A 16,301-nucleotide genomic window follows, 5' to 3' on the forward strand; every position below is an offset into this window, starting at 1 on the left:
CCTTGTCTCCCCTTCCCCCTGCCCTAAACCCCTATGTCTATCCAATGGTATCCCGGTCATATTGCTAAAGCGGAACGCACCCTCACCGAACAACTGAAACGGGTGGATGTGGTGTTGGAGGTACGAGATGCTCGGATTCCTTTGGCCACCCATCATCCCCAAGTTCCCCAGTGGGTGGGGAGTAAAACGAAAGTGTTAGTGATTAACCGCATGGATATGATTCCTTCTCATATTCAGAAACAGTGGGAAGAGTGGTTTCAACAACGGGGGGAAACGGCATATTTTACCAATGCTCAGTTGGGGAATGGGGTGGAAGCGGTGGCTAAAGCCGCCCAATTAGCCGGGGTGCAAATGAATGAAAAACGGGCCTCACGGGGAATGTTACCCCGTCCGGTGCGGGCGGTGGTGATTGGGTTTCCTAATGTGGGAAAATCGGCGTTAATTAATCGGTTATTAAAGCGCCGGGTTGTGGATAGTGCCCGACGGGCGGGGGTAACTCGTCAGTTAAGATGGGTGAGAATTTCGGAGACTTTGGAATTATTGGATGCGCCGGGGGTGATTCCGACTCAAATCAGAAAACAAGAAGATGCGTTAAAATTAGCCATCTGTGAAGATATTGGGGAAGCGGCTTATGAAAATCAACAAGTGGCTGTGGCATTAATAGAATTCTTACAAGATTTGAATTTACAACATTTATTAGCCTCGCGGTATCAATTGGAATTTAATGCCCTCAGTGGGGATATTTATTTACAAGAATTAGCAGAACATCGACATAAAGGGGATGTCGAAAGAACCGCCCGTCAATTATTAAATGATTTTCGCAAGGGATTATTAGGAAATATTGCCTTAGAATTACCGCCTGATTAAGTTGGGATGGGTTCAACATTTTAGAAAAAACAGGATATAAAAAGGGTTGTCACACAGTCTGCAACCCATTTTGGATTCAAGTTAGGATGTTGTTTAAGAAACAGGGTTTCTTCTAAAAAAAACGTATTGCGAGATCAAACCTCATATATAATCTGGTTTTTATATCATTTATTTTAAGATTTTAACTCTATTATGAGCACTAAATATTGACTTTTAAATCAAACTTGATTTTTTTTTCAACACTGATAAAATATCACCATCTATTCGTCAAGCCCTCAATCAATAAAAATTTGAGCGAATTATGAACGGGCGAATCTTAAAGAATCGTTACCAGATCGTCAGAGAACTGGGAACGGGTGGACAGGGGATAACCTACCTCGCTGAAGATCTCAGCCTCTCAGGTAAACCCCATTGTGTGGTTAAACAACTGAGACCTGCTGATCCCAAAACTCTCAACTTAGCTAGGCGTTTATTTGAACAGGAAATTAATGCTCTGGGGCGCTTGGGGGATCATCCCCAGATTCCTCGTTTGTTAGATCACTTTGAGGAAGGAGATCAATTTTATCTTGTCCAGCAGTATATTGAAGGTCATCCCCTTAGTCAATACATTGTACCGAGTCAACCTTGGTCAGAAAATCAAGTGAATGGAATGCTGCGAGAGCTATTACCAATTCTTGATTTTATTCACAACGAAGGTGTGATTCATCGAGATATTAAACCTAACAATATTATCCGCCGAAAATACGATCAAAAATTAGTATTAATTGACTTTGGTTCCATCAAGCAAGTGATTTCTTCTGAATTAATTATTACCCAGCAAAATCAAGTCAGAACTACTGTTATTGTTGGAACAGAAGGTTATATGCCACATCAACAAAAACAAGGCAATGTGTCTCCATCTTCTGACTTATATGCAATCGGAATGATGGCGATAGAAGCTGCTACGGGAATCAGTGCCATTGACTTACAAATGCAATATTCTGATCCCCAAACAGGTGAGATTATCTGGAAGCGTTTTGCACCCCAAATTAGTGACCATTTAGCAAATATTCTTAGTAAAATGATAGCTTATATTCCGGGTAATCGCTATCAATCTGCAAAAGATATACAAAAAGAGTTAGGTATTGTTATTGATAATCCTAGTCAATGGAAATGCGTACAAACGATAATAGGACATAGAACCAGTGTTAATAATCTAGTTTTAACTTCAAATAGTCAGCAGTTCGCTAGTGCTAGTGATGATAATACAATTAAGCTATGGGAAGTAGCGAGTAGTAAATTAATTCGCACATTTACTATTGTTCCAGGATTTATGAAGCCTGATTCAACTTATTACAAGTGTGTTAAAATCACTCCAGAGGCTAATATTTTGATCAGTGGTAGCTTAGATAATAAACTGAGATTATGGCATCTACACCAAGGCAATTTGATTGCTACGATTAATGCTCATAAAGACTGTATTAACAGTATAGATCTTCATCAGGATGGTCAAACTCTAGTTAGTGGAAGTCGAGATAAAACGATTAAAGTTTGGCATTTAGGAACTCGCGGTCTACTCAGAAATTTGCTAGGTCATACTAACTCAGTTACGGCTGTTTTAATAACACCTGACGGTCAAAAAGTGATTAGTGCTAGTCTTGACAATACTGTGAAAATTTGGAGTTTGGCTAATGGAAAATTAATATTCAATTGTACTGGACATTTAGATAGTGTGTGGGCGATCACTATTTCTCCTAATGGTAAGACAGTTGCTAGTGGGAGTAATGATGGCACAATTAAACTATGGAATCTGGAAACAGGCAATTTATTAAAAACTTTGACCCTAAACAGTAAAGTAAATAGTATTGCAATTGCACCGGATAATACAACATTAGTTGCTGGTTTGAGAGACGGTAACATTAAACTTTGGAATTTACAGACAGGGGGAGAAATTTTTACTACTTCTGGGCATTCAAAATCAGTAAATTGCGTAGCTTTCAGTCACAATCAACAGGCTATCATTAGTGGTTGTGGTGATGGCATGATAAAAATTTGGCAACCTTTATCTTAGTTCATATTACCTTATTAGGAGAACCGACATGACCAACTCTAATCAACAATATTCTAACGTTTTACCTATTGGAAAATTTTGCTTTTTATATGTTATTACTTTTGGGCTTTACCAAATACCTTGGTGCCACAAGCAATGGAAATTTCTTAAGGAAAAAGATGATTTGAACATTAATCCTTGGCTTTATGCTTGGTTTTTTGGGTTTACGATATATAGTCTCGCTAAAAAAGTTTTTCATCTAGCTGAAAAGGAAGGATACCCTAATAGACCATCAGCAGGCGGAATAACAGCATTGTATTGGTTTTTCATTGTGTTGTCAAATTTGCTTTTTCTGCTTGGTTTCCTGTCTTTGATCCCCTTAGTAAGTATTTTAAAAGCTGTTAATTACTATTGGGAACAAGAAGAAGGTGGAAGACTGATGATTAGAGAAGGTTTTACAGGAGGGCAAGTAGCTTGGATTATTTTTGGTGTACTTTTCTGGTTACTGATCTTAATTGGACTATTTTCCCAAGCATAATATTGGAGTGATCGTTATCTAATTTGACTGGTACATCTGGAGTGATTATAGTCTATAGCGGTCACTGCATTGACTATTCTTCAAAAAGACATGATTAACGAAATTTTCCTATCAATGGTGAAAATTTATGTCTGAAAAATTCACTAAACTTTTGCAACGAATTGATTCAGTTGAAAAATTTGTCAATGCTAGAGTCAAACCTGGATCTCCATTGATTGAAGTTAGAGATAATTTAAGAAGACTAACTCAAACCCTGCAAACCGGAAAACTGCGAGTTAATTGGGTCAGTCGGTTTCCAGTACAGAGGATAGCAATGGAAAATTTTATTAATCACTATCCTAATTTATTATCTAGCTATCAGTTCAAAACCATTCCTTTTCCCCAAACCTTAGAAAAAACTCAAACCATCCAATTAGCACAATTAATTTTACAACCCTCTGTCACCACTGGAACACAACCGACATCTTACAAATTATCTCTGACTGAAAAAATCTCTCTGGGTCGTGGAAGTCAATGTCAAATCAAACTTTCTGAGTGTGGTTTAGTCAGTAACTATCATGCGGAAATTATTCCGATTTTGGCTTCTGGAAATCTTCAACCCAGTTGGGAAATTCAGGATAAAAGTACAAATGGAACTTATGTTAATGGGGAAAAAGTATTAGGGAAAAAACAATTAAAAAAAGGCGATCGCATTACCCTGGGTTATCATCAATTCAGCTTTAAAAGTCCTGAATTAATTTTTGAATTTCAATCCTCAGAAACTAAAGTCACCCAACTTCCTCAATATGACCAACTCTGGACTAACTGTGATCTATTTTGTTTAGTGTTAAATCCCTCACAACCCATCAATGATGTTGAACAACAGTTAATAGAAAAAGTTACTAAAACCCAGTTATTTAAGTTTGTCATCGTTTGGGATACATCAACAGATAATCTCCAATTTTCCCAACGAAATCAGGAAAATATCAAGCGTTTAACAGAATTGATTAACCCTCAAAATAGTAATCAGCTTTCTGTGATCCAAACTTGTTTACCTTTACAACCTTTTTATGCTGATTTTTACAGCACTTCATCACAAACTTTATCAAGAAATGAAGATCATCTGTTTTGTCAAGTTTTGAATAATTTATTAAATCAGCAAGCAGAAGATATTTTGAAAGAGAGAATAAAAGCAGATTTTATTAGTCAAGTTTCGCGGATAGAAAAATTTATTAATGAACAAAACAATAAATTAAAAACCCAAAACCAAGAAATTGTAACTACAGGATTAACGCCTCAGAATATCCCAGCGTTGAAACAAAAAATCAATTTAAAATCACAAGAAATTAATCAAAATAAAAACAAAATTATTAATGAAATAAAACTGTCGGATTTTCCCGAATCCAAACAGCGTTTTATTGATCCACAGATTAACAATAGTCTGCTGCATAAAATTCAATGTTTAGTAGAACAAGAATTGCAAGTAAAAAAAGACGGAAATCAATTAAAAGTAGAGTTACCTTCAGCAACTTCTGGTTTTCCCATCCGAGAAAATGAAACTCTGCATGATTATTTAATTCGTTTTTGTCAATTCCAAGTTTGTGAATGGGCAAAATTAGAATGGCAAAACATTCTCTGGGTTTATGCAGAAGGCGGTTTACAAACGTTCCTTCAAAGAAGTCAAACCTCTCTCAAATTAGTTCCGGGTTATCCAGTAAACTTATCATCTCATCGCAATTTTGAGGTGGATAAATTGTTGGAAGATGAGTATGTAAAACCGACTGATTCACCTCAAAATCCCGCCAATGGAGGGACAGGTAGACTGGCGATGGATGTTGTCAGAATAGCAATGTTGGGAGGAATGTCTGTAGTTGGGGGAAACCCTATTCCTCTGATGATGGGGGTGATGAATTTAGCGGGTGCAAATCAGGCTTTTTTTCAAGGTCAAAAGAGACAACAGGAACAACAAATAATCGCATTGAAAAGAGAGTTATCTGGACATTATAAAGCGATCGCTAGGTCAATGGTCGAGAAAGTTTCTCGTAATATTACTTATCATCTGACTGTTACTGATCAAGCTCTTACTGACACAATTAAAAAAGAGGTTGAACGGATATCATCTGATTTAACTCAAACAGAACAAAAGTTCAAACAATATCAAACTCAATTAACTAATTTAGAAAAAGATAAAGCTGAACTGTTGAAAATCCTTAAGGGGGAATCTGCATCATGATCAGATATATATCCGTTTTATGGATAGTTCTTATTTTAACCAATACTTCCTAATTTTAAAGGAAGTTAACTTAGAAACCCGATTTCTTAAATAAACCGGGTTTCTTGAGTTGGCAAAAGCGATTTTTATTAAAATATTAAAAAATATTAATATCACTAAAAATCGTTGATGATTTCTAAAATTTTTCACTAGAATAGGAGACAGTTAATTGAGGTAAAAATCTGTATGACTTATTCTGGAGATGTAGAAGCTTCCACAGATTTAGAAAGCGGTAATTACACGGGTACTGCTTACGATACCAATGCTGATGGTCAGTCTGATTATGTTGAAGTTGATACCAATGCTGATGGTCTTGTAGATGTGATTATTGGTGACACTAATTATGATGGAATCATGGATACAGCTATAGCTGATACTGATTATGATAGTGTCCCTGATACGGGTTATATTGATACGGATAATGACGGCACTTTTGATATCAGTATGGTCAATTTTAGTGTTGAGAGTCAAACTACTGCACCTGAAGATACTTCGATTACAGAAGCAGCAGAATCATCCCTCGCTGAACTCTAATTAACGATATCGCTAATAGCAAATTGCTTTCAAACGGATAAAATCTGTCTTAACTTTTTTCAAATCATAACTTAATTCAAACTGGAGGAGCAAGACTTATGACTTATTCAGGTTCAGGTGACTACGAAGTCGGTTATGATGTTAATACCGATGGTCACAATGATGTTGTCGTTAATTATAAAGATTGGGATGAGGATGGAATCTCCCATGCTGTTTCAGTTGAAGTTGATAACGATTTCGATCAGAAAATGGATCAATTCATTGAATTAAATCCTGGGAGTGGTGATGTAATTTCTACAGGAATTGATCTCACGGGAGATGAAGTATCTGATGTTGTGTACACTCCTGATGGAGATATCCAAATGGCTGATTTAAACACAGATGGAGTATCAACTCAGGAAGAAATGGTTCTCACTCAAGCTGCTATTGATTATTTAGATGTATAATCATCAAAAATAACAGATTTAGGACTGATACAAAAACCGGGTTTTTTCTCCAGTAATGGATAATTCTACTAATTCGGTGAAAACAATGTAAAGCTTCTGCTTCCCCGGTAGAGACGTTGCATGCAACGTCTCTACCGGGGGGATTCTGTAGCACTCATAAAACGTGTCGGAACCCTACCTACCCCATAATTAATCAAAGCCGATGTTTAAAGAATTTAACGTTGCCGTTAAAGATTGCTAGAGTTTAATGGTTTTCAATATTTAATTTATGGGCGGGTTGACTCAGAAGTTGAGTATAAAGATCACTTAATTTTAAGGCAACCCCTTGCCAACTAAATTGGGTTTCTACTTCTTTTCTTCCCGCTTCTCCCAGTTGTTTTGACCAGTTAGGATGAGATAAAATTCGATCAATCGCTTCAGTAAAAGCCATCTCATCTTTTGGCGGACATAATAACCCCGTAACTTCAGGAATCACTGTAAATTTTAATCCCCCTACATTAGAAGCGACTACAGGAGTATAACTTGCCATAGATTCAATTGCGACTAAACCAAAGGGTTCGTAATGGCTGGGAACCACACAAACATCCGCCGCTCGATAATATAATGGTAGGTCTTCATCTAAAATTCGGCCTGTAAATTCGGTAATATCATTTAACCCTAATTCATCAACAATTTTTTCCAAACGATCGCGTTCTAATCCATCACTACACCCCAGACGAGAACCCCCGCCAATGATTAATTTTAACTGAGGATCATAGCGAAATTTAGAATTTGCGATCGCCCTAATTAAAGTTTCTATTCCTTTTCGAGGATCAAATCGACCAATATAAAATACCAGTTTTCCTTGGAGATCGAATCCTAACTTTTTTCTGGCATCTGCCTTAGAAACTTGACCTAATTGATCAATATCAGTTCCACAGGGAATAATATCAATGCTTCCAATCTCAGACACCAATTCTCGTAAAAACTGTTGTTCTTGGGGGCTAGTCGCAACAACTCGCTCTGCGGTTTCTAAACAAAGTTTATCAACATTTAATCGAGTTTGAGCAATTTTAGGAATATCAGAAACGGCTTGATATTTAACAATTCCTAAAGAATGATAAGTATGAACTTGTCGTAAAAGTTGATGTTTTTTTAATTCCAATCCGACCCAACCCGATAACCAATAATTGGTATGAATTAATTCATATTGTATCCCGGTTTCGGCTTGAAATTTTTGAAATTTTTCCACAAATTCCAATAAATAAGGAAATCCTTGATCTCTAGGAATAAATTCTTCCGGGCCAGCAATTAATCGAATCGTGCGACAATTGGGGCGATGCTGAACAATCAGAGGTTGATCCCGATGACTTCGGCGGGTGAACATATCCACTGGCCATCCTAAAGCAGCTAAGGCTTCCCCCACCTGACGGACATACACATTTTGTCCTCCGGCTTCCTCCTGTCCGATGGCAATATCGGGATCGCCATGAATCGAAATTAATGCTACGGGTGTTCGGGGTTGAAATGTCATAGAGAGGAAATTAAACGGATGTCAAGAGGGAGACGGTTACAGCCCCTATTACACCGAAACAGGGGGAATTTTCCGAGGAAGGACTATGAAAAAAACGGCGAGTTTTGCCGTTGATCTGAAAAAATCAGTCAAAATTCCTATATCATTTTATCACGAATTGTGCTTTTCACTGTTCGCGGAGAACAATTCAGCGTTCAAAGGTTCAATTTCGATTCGGGGTTGCTGTGCAGAAATTAATGTTGGGTTTGGTGTCAATTTAATCCTTTTGAACTTAAAATACTGAGAATGAACAATAACTCTATACTCCCGTTTACGGTTGTATTGCTTGGATGAATTTAAGACAAATTTTCCCGTTTTTTACCTCTTCTGTGACCCATTGGTCAACGGAAGCTCGATGGTTACATTGGATAACCTTTCTCTGGTTATTTGTGGGTTTAATTATCATGTTTTCCGCTTCTTATCCCATTGCTTACGCAGAACAGGGAGATGGATTATATTATTTTAAACGTCAATTAATCTGGACAGTTGTAGGATTATTGGGATTTAGTTTTATTGTTCAATCTTCTCTGAAATTTTGGTTAAAAATTGCTCAATGGGGAGTTTTAATTGTTCTAGGATTATTATTTCTCACCTTAGTTCCCGGATTAGGAACAACCATTAATGGTGCAACTCGCTGGATTTCTATCGGGCCGATTCCGATTCAACCTTCAGAGTTAATGAAGCCTTTTCTTGTCTTACAAAGTGCCCGTTTTTTTGGCAATTGGTTTCGTTTAAGTTGGAAATCTCGGTTGATTTGGTTAGGAATTTTTGGAACTGTATTATTATCGATTTTATTGCAACCTAACTTAAGTACCACCGCCCTTTGTGGGATGACCCTTTGGTTAGTAGCCTTAGCCGCAGGATTGCCGTTTTACTATTTAGGGAGCACGGCTTTAGGGGGGATACTTTTAGCCACCTTAAGTATTAGTATTAAAGAATATCAAAGACGAAGAGTTTTATCCTTTTTAAATCCTTGGGCTGATCCGATGGGGGATGGATACCAGTTAGTACAAAGTCTTCTAGCCGTGGGTTCTGGGGGGTTTTGGGGGACGGGATTGGGATTATCTCACCAAAAAATCTATTATTTACCGATTCAATATAGTGATTTTATTTTCTCGGTTTATGCAGAAGAATTTGGCTTTATGGGCGGAATTTTATTATTATTATTATTAACAATTTATGGAACCCTAGCTCTACGAGTCGCCCTGAAAGCACGACAAATTGAACATCAATTAGTCGCCATTGGGGTAATGGTTGTTATGGTCGGACAATCTCTCTTAAATATTGGGGTAGCAACGGGTGTTTTACCCACCACTGGTTTACCTTTACCTCTATTTAGTTATGGCGGAAGTTCAATGATTGCCAGTTTGGCTTTAGCAGCGTTCTTAATTCGCGTAGCTAGAGAAGAAAATGAAGCCAGTGTGATTTCTTTAGCAGAACATCGTTCTACTCAAGACCAACGTGGGAGAAAAGAGCGATCACGGAGACGTTAAATCAGAGGAGTCAATTTTAGTTAAGAATAATTCATCGAAAGGGTTTATTGCCAATATAAAAAAGAAAGAAAATTGAATACTTTTTTTTGAGTTTTTTTCAATTTTCTTTCCTATAGTATTTTATTGAGCGATCAGTTTTTTTAAAGGGCTACAATCAGCATCATTCACAATTCGAGAATCAATCCTGACCGGTTGCACTTCTGCACCGGAAGGGAGAGGTTGATTTTTGGGATGGAAAACAACTTTTTTGCAAACGAGTTCATGACTTCCAACAGAAGCATAATCCCAAATATAGACTTCTGCGCCGGGAGATGTGGCATTGGCAGGGGGAAGCCCCCAAGAATTCAGTAACAGGATTTCTAAAGCCACTAAAGCTGCAATGACAAACTTTAGCATAATTGACTTATTTTGGATAAATTAAGGACTACTATCAGTATACCCAATCTTGTCAGGGAATCATACTATTAGTCCCTGACAGGTGGCAATCCCGAAAGCAGGAATTGTGTTTGGGTTTAAATGTTTTTAAGTTTGCCTGTTAATAAAGCCAGGTATTCCCTAATTTTAATCTGATTAAGAAGCAGTTTTTGGGGGTTTTAAAGGTAGGCTTACTTTTCCATTAACTTCTTGTAAATAGAAGCCTCCCACTGTAATTAAAAACAGGAAGTAACTCACAATTTGCACAACATACAAGTGATCTCGATAGCCAAATAACGCTTTGAGAACGATACCGGGAAATTGTTGATCGGGTAAAAATTCCTCAGCATTTAAGACTAAATTTCCTAATAAACAGGAAGCTGGTTGAGTTAAACAAAATCCGGCATAGTTAGAATTGAGTTGAGCTAATATTCCTACCCCTGCATCTAAATGTCTGAGAACCGAAATGATTAACCCGGCAACAATTAATAACAAAAACACTCCCATGATTTGGAAAAACAACCGAATATTGATTTTTACTCCCCACTTAAATAATAATAGCCCTAATCCTGCGGCTACAAATAACCCTAAAATTGCCCCAATAGCAGCCATGATACTTTGTTGAAATGTGGCTAAGATAAAAATAACGGTTTCCAGACCTTCCCGTAAAACGGCAATAAAAATTAATCCAAAAATTCCCCAACCTGCGGCTATTTTATTATTATCAATAGCAGCTTTAACTGCTCCTTCTACTTCAGCTTTTAAGGATTTAGCTTGTTGGGTCATCCAAATCAACATCCAGCTTAACATTGTAATGGCAAATAAACCAATTCCGGCTTCTAAAAATTCGCCAAAGACTGGAGCATAAGGATGTTCAGAGGTGGCAATTCCTTGAATTAACCAGCCAAATAGAACGCCAAAGACTGCACTCGCCAGAATGCCAATTACAACTCCAGAAAAGACCCAGGAATTCAGATGACTTTGTTCGGCTTTTTTTAAACACGCGAGAACAATTCCCACCACTAAAGCAGCTTCAAATCCTTCTCGTAAGGTAATTAAAAATGTTGGTAAAGCAGCTGTAATATCCATATCCCTTGTGTTAATAATCTAAAAAATTAGATAAGCTGGGCATAACCCAGCCTACAAATGTTTTTTGGACTTAACTAAAGTCTCGCAACATCTTCTTGATTTCAATATTATGTAATTCTTCTTGACCAATCATTGTCCGAGCATATTCTTCCAAATAAATACTCGCATTTTCAACAATTTCTAGCAAATCTTTATATAATTCTAAAGCTTTGCGTTCATGAGCCAAACTTTCCTGTAGAATGTCCCTAACAGAATGTTGATAGCTTTCTTCAATGGGGGCAATTTTTTGACTGGGATGTCCTTCTAAACCCGTGAGAATTTCTCCCGCTTGTTGAGCATGAAGCAACGATTCTGTAGCTTGAGCTTTGAAAAACTGTACAATGGGTAAACGATTTGGCCCTGTTACCATGAGTGAATAATGGGTATAGCGCACCACTCCAGCCAATTCAAACTCCATAATCGTGTTGAGTAATTCAATCGCTTTTCCTTGATCTAGATCTCTCATGGTTTGTCTTTAACCTAAAAACACTTTACCTATTATGACAAGAGTTTCTCCCCTGGGGAAGAAAGAAGTTAAAATTGTTGCCTATCTTCAGAATTAATTCTTAAGACTTAAATCAGATTTTAATGCCCTAGGGGGGTATTGCAATAACAGGAAAAAACCTGTTTCCTAGAGGATGAAAGATTGTATTGAGCAGCTTTAGATGAAAAAACAACAAATTCAGCGCAGTTGTCTAATGGGGTTTATTGTAGCTACGCTAATCGGCTGTTCTCAACCTCAGACTCCAACTGCTTCAACATCTACATCAGAAACTCCCCAAGCCCAAATTACTCCCAATTCAACCCAAACCGGGGAAATGGGTTTAATACAATTTCAAGCAAATGGAGAAGATTTTGTGCGGAAAGGATTGGTTTCTAAAGATGGGTGGAACATCAATTTTGATCATGTTTATCTCAACTTTGGTGAAGCAACAGCTTATCAATCTGATCCCCCTTATAACCCGGAGGCTGGAGGTCAACCGATTGCTAAAACAAGTATTAGTTTAGTCATAAAAAAAACGGTTGATTTAGCCGAAGGAGATGAAAATACTCAGGCGATTGTCATTAATGAAGTTCCGGCTCCTCCTGGCAAGTATAACGCGATTTCGTGGAATTTGAACAAGGGAACCGAAGGAATATTAGCAGGTCAAGTCATGGTCATAGAAGGGGTGGCAAAAAAAGGAGATCAACAAGTTCCTTTTATTCTCAAATTTGATCAAGAAATGCAGTTTTTGTGTGGAGATTATGTCGGAGAGCAACGAAAGGGTGTTTTGCAGCCTGGAGGAAAAGCCGATTTAGAAGCAACCTTCCATTTTGATCATTTATTTGGAAATGGAAAAATCCCAGCGACGGAAGAACCCAATACAACGGCTTTGGGTTTTGAACCTTTGTCAAAAATTGCTACCAATGGAGAATTAGTAGCGGATTTACCCACACTTAAACAAAAATTATCTCCGGCTGATTATCAAACATTAATGAATATTTTACCCAGTATGGCTCACGTTGGGGAAGGTCATTGTCAAGAATTAACGTTGAAAAAGTAAAACCGATTGTTCAAAAATTGTTTACAATTAGAAGAATATCATAAATTAGGAGGTAGACAATATGAAATACCAATGGATCATTGTGTTCCTCTTGTTTCCCATTTTAAGTGTACAAGAACGAGCGATCGCTCATGGAGCAAAAGCCGAATATCAACTCACTTCAGCCGTTGAAATTAAAGCTCTGTATGACTCAGGGTTTCCCATGAAAAAAGCCCAAGTGACGGTTTATGCTCCCGATAATCCGACCCAACCTTGGAAAGAAGGATTAACCGATGATAAAGGCTCTTTTACCTTTACACCAGATGTCAAAAAAACAGGATATTGGGAAGTCAAAGTGCGTCAAGCGGGTCACGGAGCGTTAATTACTATTCCCCTGGAATCTAAAAATGTTCTCACGGGGAAATCGACTGCTTTAACTCAAAATAAAGCTGAGTTGAGTCCTCTCCAAAAAGGCGTGATGATCGCTTCTGTGATTTGGGGTTGTATCGGGACGGCTTTATTTTTTCAGCGTTCAAAAGCACCGCGTTTATCTCCAGAGCTAGACAGAGAGATAGTTAGCCCTAAATCTTGATGTTACAATCAGAATTAATTCTTTAGATAGAGGATAATTCTATCTCAATCGTTAGGATTTGATTATCCGTTTAACGATTCTTCAAATACAGGTCAGAACCAACATGGAATAATGCTAATTATCGAGTAAAATTTTATGCACATTTCCGAAGGAATTCTTCCTAGTAAAATTCTGATTAGTGGCTATGCAATCACCAGTTTAACCCTTTGGTATTCCCTACGACAACTTAATCGACAATCTAATCCCAGTGAGGGAATTCCGCAAGCTGCTTTACTAACAGCCGCTTTTTTTGTAGCGTCGGGAATTCATCTTCCTATCCCCCCTGCCAGTGTGCATTTTGTCTTAAATGGACTATTAGGAGCGGTATTAGGTTGGTATGCGTTTCCCGCAATTTTTGTAGGCTTATTATTTCAGGCGGTGATGTTTGGACATGGAGGATTAACAACCCTGGGAATCAATGCTGTGATTATGGGAATTCCTGCTTTAATTGCGGGTTTTATTTTTAATCTCCGCAACAAAACCAAGCTGAAACTGAGTGCAACTTTATCCTTAAATTTGTTTGGCTTTTTATCGGGTGCTGTGGGGGTCGGTTTAGCAGCCCTTTTATTTTTTAGTCTTGTGATTACTCATTTACCCTCAGCTTGGGATCAGGACACTGAAAAAGCAGCGATTTATGGATTAATGTTAGCTCATGTCCCGTTGATTTTTATTGAGGGAATTTTTACCGCAATGGTTGTGAATTTTTTACGGCGAGTTAAACCCGAAATCTTAATCAATTGATCTGTTCCTGTGGTTATCTCCATGAATTTTAGTTTTGATGAGTATGCCAATGTTAATTCCCCGGTGCATCGATGGGATGTGCGTGCCAAGATTATTGGATTATTGGTTTTAATGTTTGCCTTTGCTTCAGTGGAGGATTTACGTTTAGTCCCGGTCATTTTAACAATTACTGTTTTATTTTATTCCCTGTCTCAACTTCCCCTGGAATTTCTTCTGCGTCGGTTAACCTATCCGGGTTTTTTCTTAGTCGGAGTGGTGGGATTATTACCGTTTTTGTCAGGAAATACCATTATTTGGCAGGGGGGAATAATCACGATTAGGCAGGAAGGTTGCCTAGCTGTTTTATTAATTGCCAGCCGATTTTTAGCAATTTTTACGTTAGGATTAGTTTTATTGGGAACCAGTTCTTTTTTAACCTTGATTAAAGGATTGCGATCGCTGGGTTTATCTCCCATTTTAACAGATATTATGTTGATTTCCTATCGTTATTTATTTGAATTAGGACATCAATTCCAAAAAATGCAACGGGCAACCCAATTGCGAGGGTTTCAACCTCGGAATATCAGTCGGAGAAATTTACAAATTTATGCGGCTTTAACGGGAAGTTTGTTAATCAGAAGTTATCAACAATCCCAACAAGTTTACAAAGCTATGCAATTAAGAGGATATGGAGCCCCAACTCAACTCCGAACTCCAAAAAAAGTTACCCTAGATGGTTATAGTGCGATCGCTCTATTACTCACCTTACTAATAGCCTCTAGCTTAATTGGATTTGAACTGTTTCTTTAGTGGATCTTGAACCTTGAGTTATTCTTATTTAAACCCCTCTATTTCTATCGTGGGAGAAACTGCCTCCCCCATTCCTGCTGTTTTTGTCCAAGATTTAGTCTTTGGTTATTCCCAGCAAAATCCGATTTTGCAAGGGATTTCCTTTTCCTTAACCGCCGGAGAACGGATTGCTTTATTAGGGCAAACGGGAACCGGAAAAAGTACCTTAATGGAAAATTTAATTGGATTAAAACAACCCAATTCCGGTCAAATTTGGATTCAAGGAATTCCAGTTCAACCTACCACCTTACCCGAAGTTCGTCGCCGGGTGGGATTTTGTTTTCAAGATCCCGATGATCAACTGTTTATGCCCAGTATTTTAGAAGATGTGATGTTTGGCCCCTGTAACTATGGCGTTGACCCAGAGCAAGCCTTAGTACAAGCGACTCATTTATTAGCAGATTTTGGGTTAGCCGACTGTGTAAATCGTTCTGTTTATGAATTATCCGGGGGACAAAAACGACTCGCGGCTTTAGCGGCGGTTTTAGCTTTAGAACCTGGGATTTTAATCTTAGATGAACCCACGAATGGCCTTGACCCTTGGTGGCGTCGAGAACTGGCGCAAATTTTATCTCAACTTCCGGTGGAAGTCATGTTGATTGCGTCCCACGATTTACAGTGGATTTCCCAAGTCACCCAACGGGCCATGATTCTCAAACAAGGAAGGATACAAGTGGATCAACCCACTGAAGAATTGTTGCAAAATCGATCCACCCTAGAACAGTGTGGTTTACCGTTAGATTATTAAGCGTTTGGGAACAGTCTAGGTCTGTCAATTGGCTGAAAATTAACTTCTAAATCGTTGAATTCTGACAAAAACCTGTTCTCTCTCGCTTAAAATCGATTGGTACTGCACATTTTTTTAAACAAGGAGACGAAAAATGCAAGAACCCACGAAGATCACGGACACATCTACGTCTAGCGGAACACAAATAGACGTGAGTGTGGAAACAGGGGGTGCAATTACTTCCACTTCAGCCAATGCCCAGTTTGATGAAATTAAAGAAAAAGTTGTCGTGGTTTTATCTGAACTTCCGGGTTATATCTCCAGTTTTTTTGGCTCCTACCAAAAACCGATTATTACCGTTGTTCTGATTTTAGCTGGTCTTGTTTCTCTGAAGGTATTATTTGCGGTCATTGATGCTCTCAATGATGTTCCGCTTTTATCTCCTACCTTTGAGTTAATTGGCATGGGATATACAGCTTGGTTTGTTTACCGCTACTTACTAAAAGCTTCAACCCGTCAAGAATTAGTTCAAGAATTTAATTCCTACAAAGAACAAATCACCGGGGACTAACTTTAGATAGAGGAAGGAGACAGGAGAC

At 38.1% G+C, this 16,301-nt stretch carries 17 protein-coding genes; 13 read left to right on the plus strand and 4 right to left on the minus strand.

Annotation, left to right across the window (positions count from 1 at the left end):
- Positions 1-33 precede the first annotated feature (33 nt).
- The 6 genes from ylqF (at position 34) to IQ236_RS22900 (ending at position 6,665) form a co-directional block, all read left to right on the plus strand.
- Positions 34-867, plus strand: coding sequence for a ribosome biogenesis GTPase YlqF (gene ylqF, locus IQ236_RS22875; protein WP_193871425.1), 834 nt, complete (start codon positions 34-36; stop codon positions 865-867).
- 301 nt (positions 868-1,168) lie between these two features.
- Positions 1,169-2,917: a serine/threonine-protein kinase gene (locus tag IQ236_RS22880; RefSeq protein ID WP_193871426.1), complete on the plus strand. Its 1,749-nt coding sequence runs from the start codon at positions 1,169-1,171 to the stop codon at positions 2,915-2,917.
- Positions 2,918-2,945: 28 nt separating this feature from the next.
- Complete coding sequence (locus tag IQ236_RS22885; protein ID WP_193871427.1) at positions 2,946-3,434, plus strand: hypothetical protein; 489 nt, start codon at positions 2,946-2,948, stop codon at positions 3,432-3,434.
- Between the two features lie 127 nt (positions 3,435-3,561).
- Positions 3,562-5,646, plus strand: a complete 2,085-nt coding sequence (locus IQ236_RS22890; protein ID WP_193871428.1) for an FHA domain-containing protein — start codon at positions 3,562-3,564, stop codon at positions 5,644-5,646.
- 225 nt (positions 5,647-5,871) lie between these two features.
- Positions 5,872-6,219 carry a hypothetical protein gene (locus IQ236_RS22895; protein WP_193871429.1) on the plus strand — a complete coding sequence of 116 codons (348 nt, stop codon included), beginning with the start codon at positions 5,872-5,874 and terminating at the stop codon, positions 6,217-6,219.
- Between the two features lie 98 nt (positions 6,220-6,317).
- Positions 6,318-6,665, plus strand: a complete 348-nt coding sequence (locus IQ236_RS22900; protein WP_193871430.1) for a hypothetical protein — start codon at positions 6,318-6,320, stop codon at positions 6,663-6,665.
- Positions 6,666-6,909: 244 nt separating this feature from the next.
- On the opposite strand, the gene IQ236_RS22905 is transcribed toward IQ236_RS22900, so the two are convergent.
- Positions 6,910-8,178: a glycosyltransferase gene (locus IQ236_RS22905; protein WP_193871431.1), complete on the minus strand. Its 1,269-nt coding sequence runs from the start codon at positions 8,176-8,178 to the stop codon at positions 6,910-6,912.
- Between the two features lie 329 nt (positions 8,179-8,507).
- Here IQ236_RS22905 and IQ236_RS22910 point away from each other — a divergent pair, with 329 nt between their 5' ends.
- Complete coding sequence (locus IQ236_RS22910; RefSeq protein WP_193871432.1) at positions 8,508-9,710, plus strand: FtsW/RodA/SpoVE family cell cycle protein; 1,203 nt, start codon at positions 8,508-8,510, stop codon at positions 9,708-9,710.
- A gap of 120 nt (positions 9,711-9,830) precedes the next feature.
- Here IQ236_RS22910 and IQ236_RS22915 read toward each other — a convergent pair whose 3' ends face one another.
- The 3 genes from IQ236_RS22915 to IQ236_RS22925 form a co-directional block, all read right to left on the minus strand.
- Positions 9,831-10,106: a hypothetical protein gene (locus tag IQ236_RS22915; protein ID WP_193871433.1), complete on the minus strand. Its 276-nt coding sequence runs from the start codon at positions 10,104-10,106 to the stop codon at positions 9,831-9,833.
- Between the two features lie 174 nt (positions 10,107-10,280).
- Positions 10,281-11,213, minus strand: a complete 933-nt coding sequence (locus tag IQ236_RS22920) for an FTR1 family iron permease (protein WP_193871434.1) — start codon at positions 11,211-11,213, stop codon at positions 10,281-10,283.
- Positions 11,214-11,283: 70 nt separating this feature from the next.
- Positions 11,284-11,718, minus strand: coding sequence for a ferritin-like domain-containing protein (locus IQ236_RS22925; RefSeq protein WP_072717749.1), 435 nt, complete (start codon positions 11,716-11,718; stop codon positions 11,284-11,286).
- Between the two features lie 199 nt (positions 11,719-11,917).
- Between IQ236_RS22925 and IQ236_RS22930 the strand changes: the two genes are divergently transcribed.
- The 6 genes from IQ236_RS22930 to IQ236_RS22955 all read left to right on the plus strand — a co-directional run bounded on the left by IQ236_RS22930 (position 11,918) and on the right by IQ236_RS22955 (position 16,273).
- Positions 11,918-12,796 carry a DUF4382 domain-containing protein gene (locus IQ236_RS22930; RefSeq protein ID WP_193871435.1) on the plus strand — a complete coding sequence of 293 codons (879 nt, stop codon included), beginning with the start codon at positions 11,918-11,920 and terminating at the stop codon, positions 12,794-12,796.
- A gap of 61 nt (positions 12,797-12,857) precedes the next feature.
- Entirely contained in the window at positions 12,858-13,367 is a 510-nt protein-coding gene (locus IQ236_RS22935) for a carboxypeptidase regulatory-like domain-containing protein (RefSeq protein WP_193871436.1), read from the plus strand.
- A 135-nt stretch (positions 13,368-13,502) separates the two neighbouring features.
- Positions 13,503-14,147: a cobalt transporter CbiM gene (gene cbiM / locus IQ236_RS22940; RefSeq protein WP_193871437.1), complete on the plus strand. Its 645-nt coding sequence runs from the start codon at positions 13,503-13,505 to the stop codon at positions 14,145-14,147.
- 21 nt (positions 14,148-14,168) lie between these two features.
- A complete protein-coding gene (gene cbiQ, locus IQ236_RS22945; RefSeq protein ID WP_193871438.1) occupies positions 14,169-14,936 on the plus strand; it encodes a cobalt ECF transporter T component CbiQ in 768 nt (255 codons plus the stop codon).
- 70 nt (positions 14,937-15,006) lie between these two features.
- Positions 15,007-15,723 (plus strand): energy-coupling factor ABC transporter ATP-binding protein, encoded by a 717-nt coding sequence (locus tag IQ236_RS22950; protein WP_407676164.1) that lies wholly within the window; start codon positions 15,007-15,009, stop codon positions 15,721-15,723.
- 133 nt (positions 15,724-15,856) lie between these two features.
- The gene (locus IQ236_RS22955) at positions 15,857-16,273 is read left to right on the plus strand and encodes a CAAD domain-containing protein (RefSeq protein ID WP_072717744.1); all 417 of its coding nucleotides are present in this window, start codon (positions 15,857-15,859) and stop codon (positions 16,271-16,273) included.
- The last annotated feature ends 28 nt before the right edge of the window (positions 16,274-16,301 follow it).

Source organism: Planktothrix mougeotii LEGE 06226 (genome assembly GCF_015207485.1).
Classification (GTDB): Bacteria; Cyanobacteriota; Cyanobacteriia; order Cyanobacteriales; family Microcoleaceae; genus Planktothrix.

Excerpts from the sequence above, each read along its gene's own strand:
- IQ236_RS22955 (WP_072717744.1), top strand. The coding sequence starts at position 15,857 with ATGCAAGAACCCACGAAGATCACGGACACATCTACGTCTAGCGGAACA.
- ylqF (WP_193871425.1), top strand. The coding sequence starts at position 34 with ATGTCTATCCAATGGTATCCCGGTCATATTGCTAAAGCGGAACGCACC.
- IQ236_RS22925 (WP_072717749.1), bottom strand. The coding sequence starts at position 11,718 with ATGAGAGATCTAGATCAAGGAAAAGCGATTGAATTACTCAACACGATT.
- cbiQ (WP_193871438.1), top strand. The coding sequence starts at position 14,169 with ATGAATTTTAGTTTTGATGAGTATGCCAATGTTAATTCCCCGGTGCAT.
- IQ236_RS22885 (WP_193871427.1), top strand. The coding sequence starts at position 2,946 with ATGACCAACTCTAATCAACAATATTCTAACGTTTTACCTATTGGAAAA.
- cbiM (WP_193871437.1), top strand. The coding sequence starts at position 13,503 with ATGCACATTTCCGAAGGAATTCTTCCTAGTAAAATTCTGATTAGTGGC.
- IQ236_RS22920 (WP_193871434.1), bottom strand. The coding sequence starts at position 11,213 with ATGGATATTACAGCTGCTTTACCAACATTTTTAATTACCTTACGAGAA.
- IQ236_RS22930 (WP_193871435.1), top strand. The coding sequence starts at position 11,918 with ATGAAAAAACAACAAATTCAGCGCAGTTGTCTAATGGGGTTTATTGTA.
- IQ236_RS22905 (WP_193871431.1), bottom strand. The coding sequence starts at position 8,178 with ATGACATTTCAACCCCGAACACCCGTAGCATTAATTTCGATTCATGGC.
- IQ236_RS22880 (WP_193871426.1), top strand. The coding sequence starts at position 1,169 with ATGAACGGGCGAATCTTAAAGAATCGTTACCAGATCGTCAGAGAACTG.
- IQ236_RS22915 (WP_193871433.1), bottom strand. The coding sequence starts at position 10,106 with ATGCTAAAGTTTGTCATTGCAGCTTTAGTGGCTTTAGAAATCCTGTTA.
- IQ236_RS22890 (WP_193871428.1), top strand. The coding sequence starts at position 3,562 with ATGTCTGAAAAATTCACTAAACTTTTGCAACGAATTGATTCAGTTGAA.
- IQ236_RS22935 (WP_193871436.1), top strand. The coding sequence starts at position 12,858 with ATGAAATACCAATGGATCATTGTGTTCCTCTTGTTTCCCATTTTAAGT.
- IQ236_RS22895 (WP_193871429.1), top strand. The coding sequence starts at position 5,872 with ATGACTTATTCTGGAGATGTAGAAGCTTCCACAGATTTAGAAAGCGGT.
- IQ236_RS22910 (WP_193871432.1), top strand. The coding sequence starts at position 8,508 with ATGAATTTAAGACAAATTTTCCCGTTTTTTACCTCTTCTGTGACCCAT.
- IQ236_RS22900 (WP_193871430.1), top strand. The coding sequence starts at position 6,318 with ATGACTTATTCAGGTTCAGGTGACTACGAAGTCGGTTATGATGTTAAT.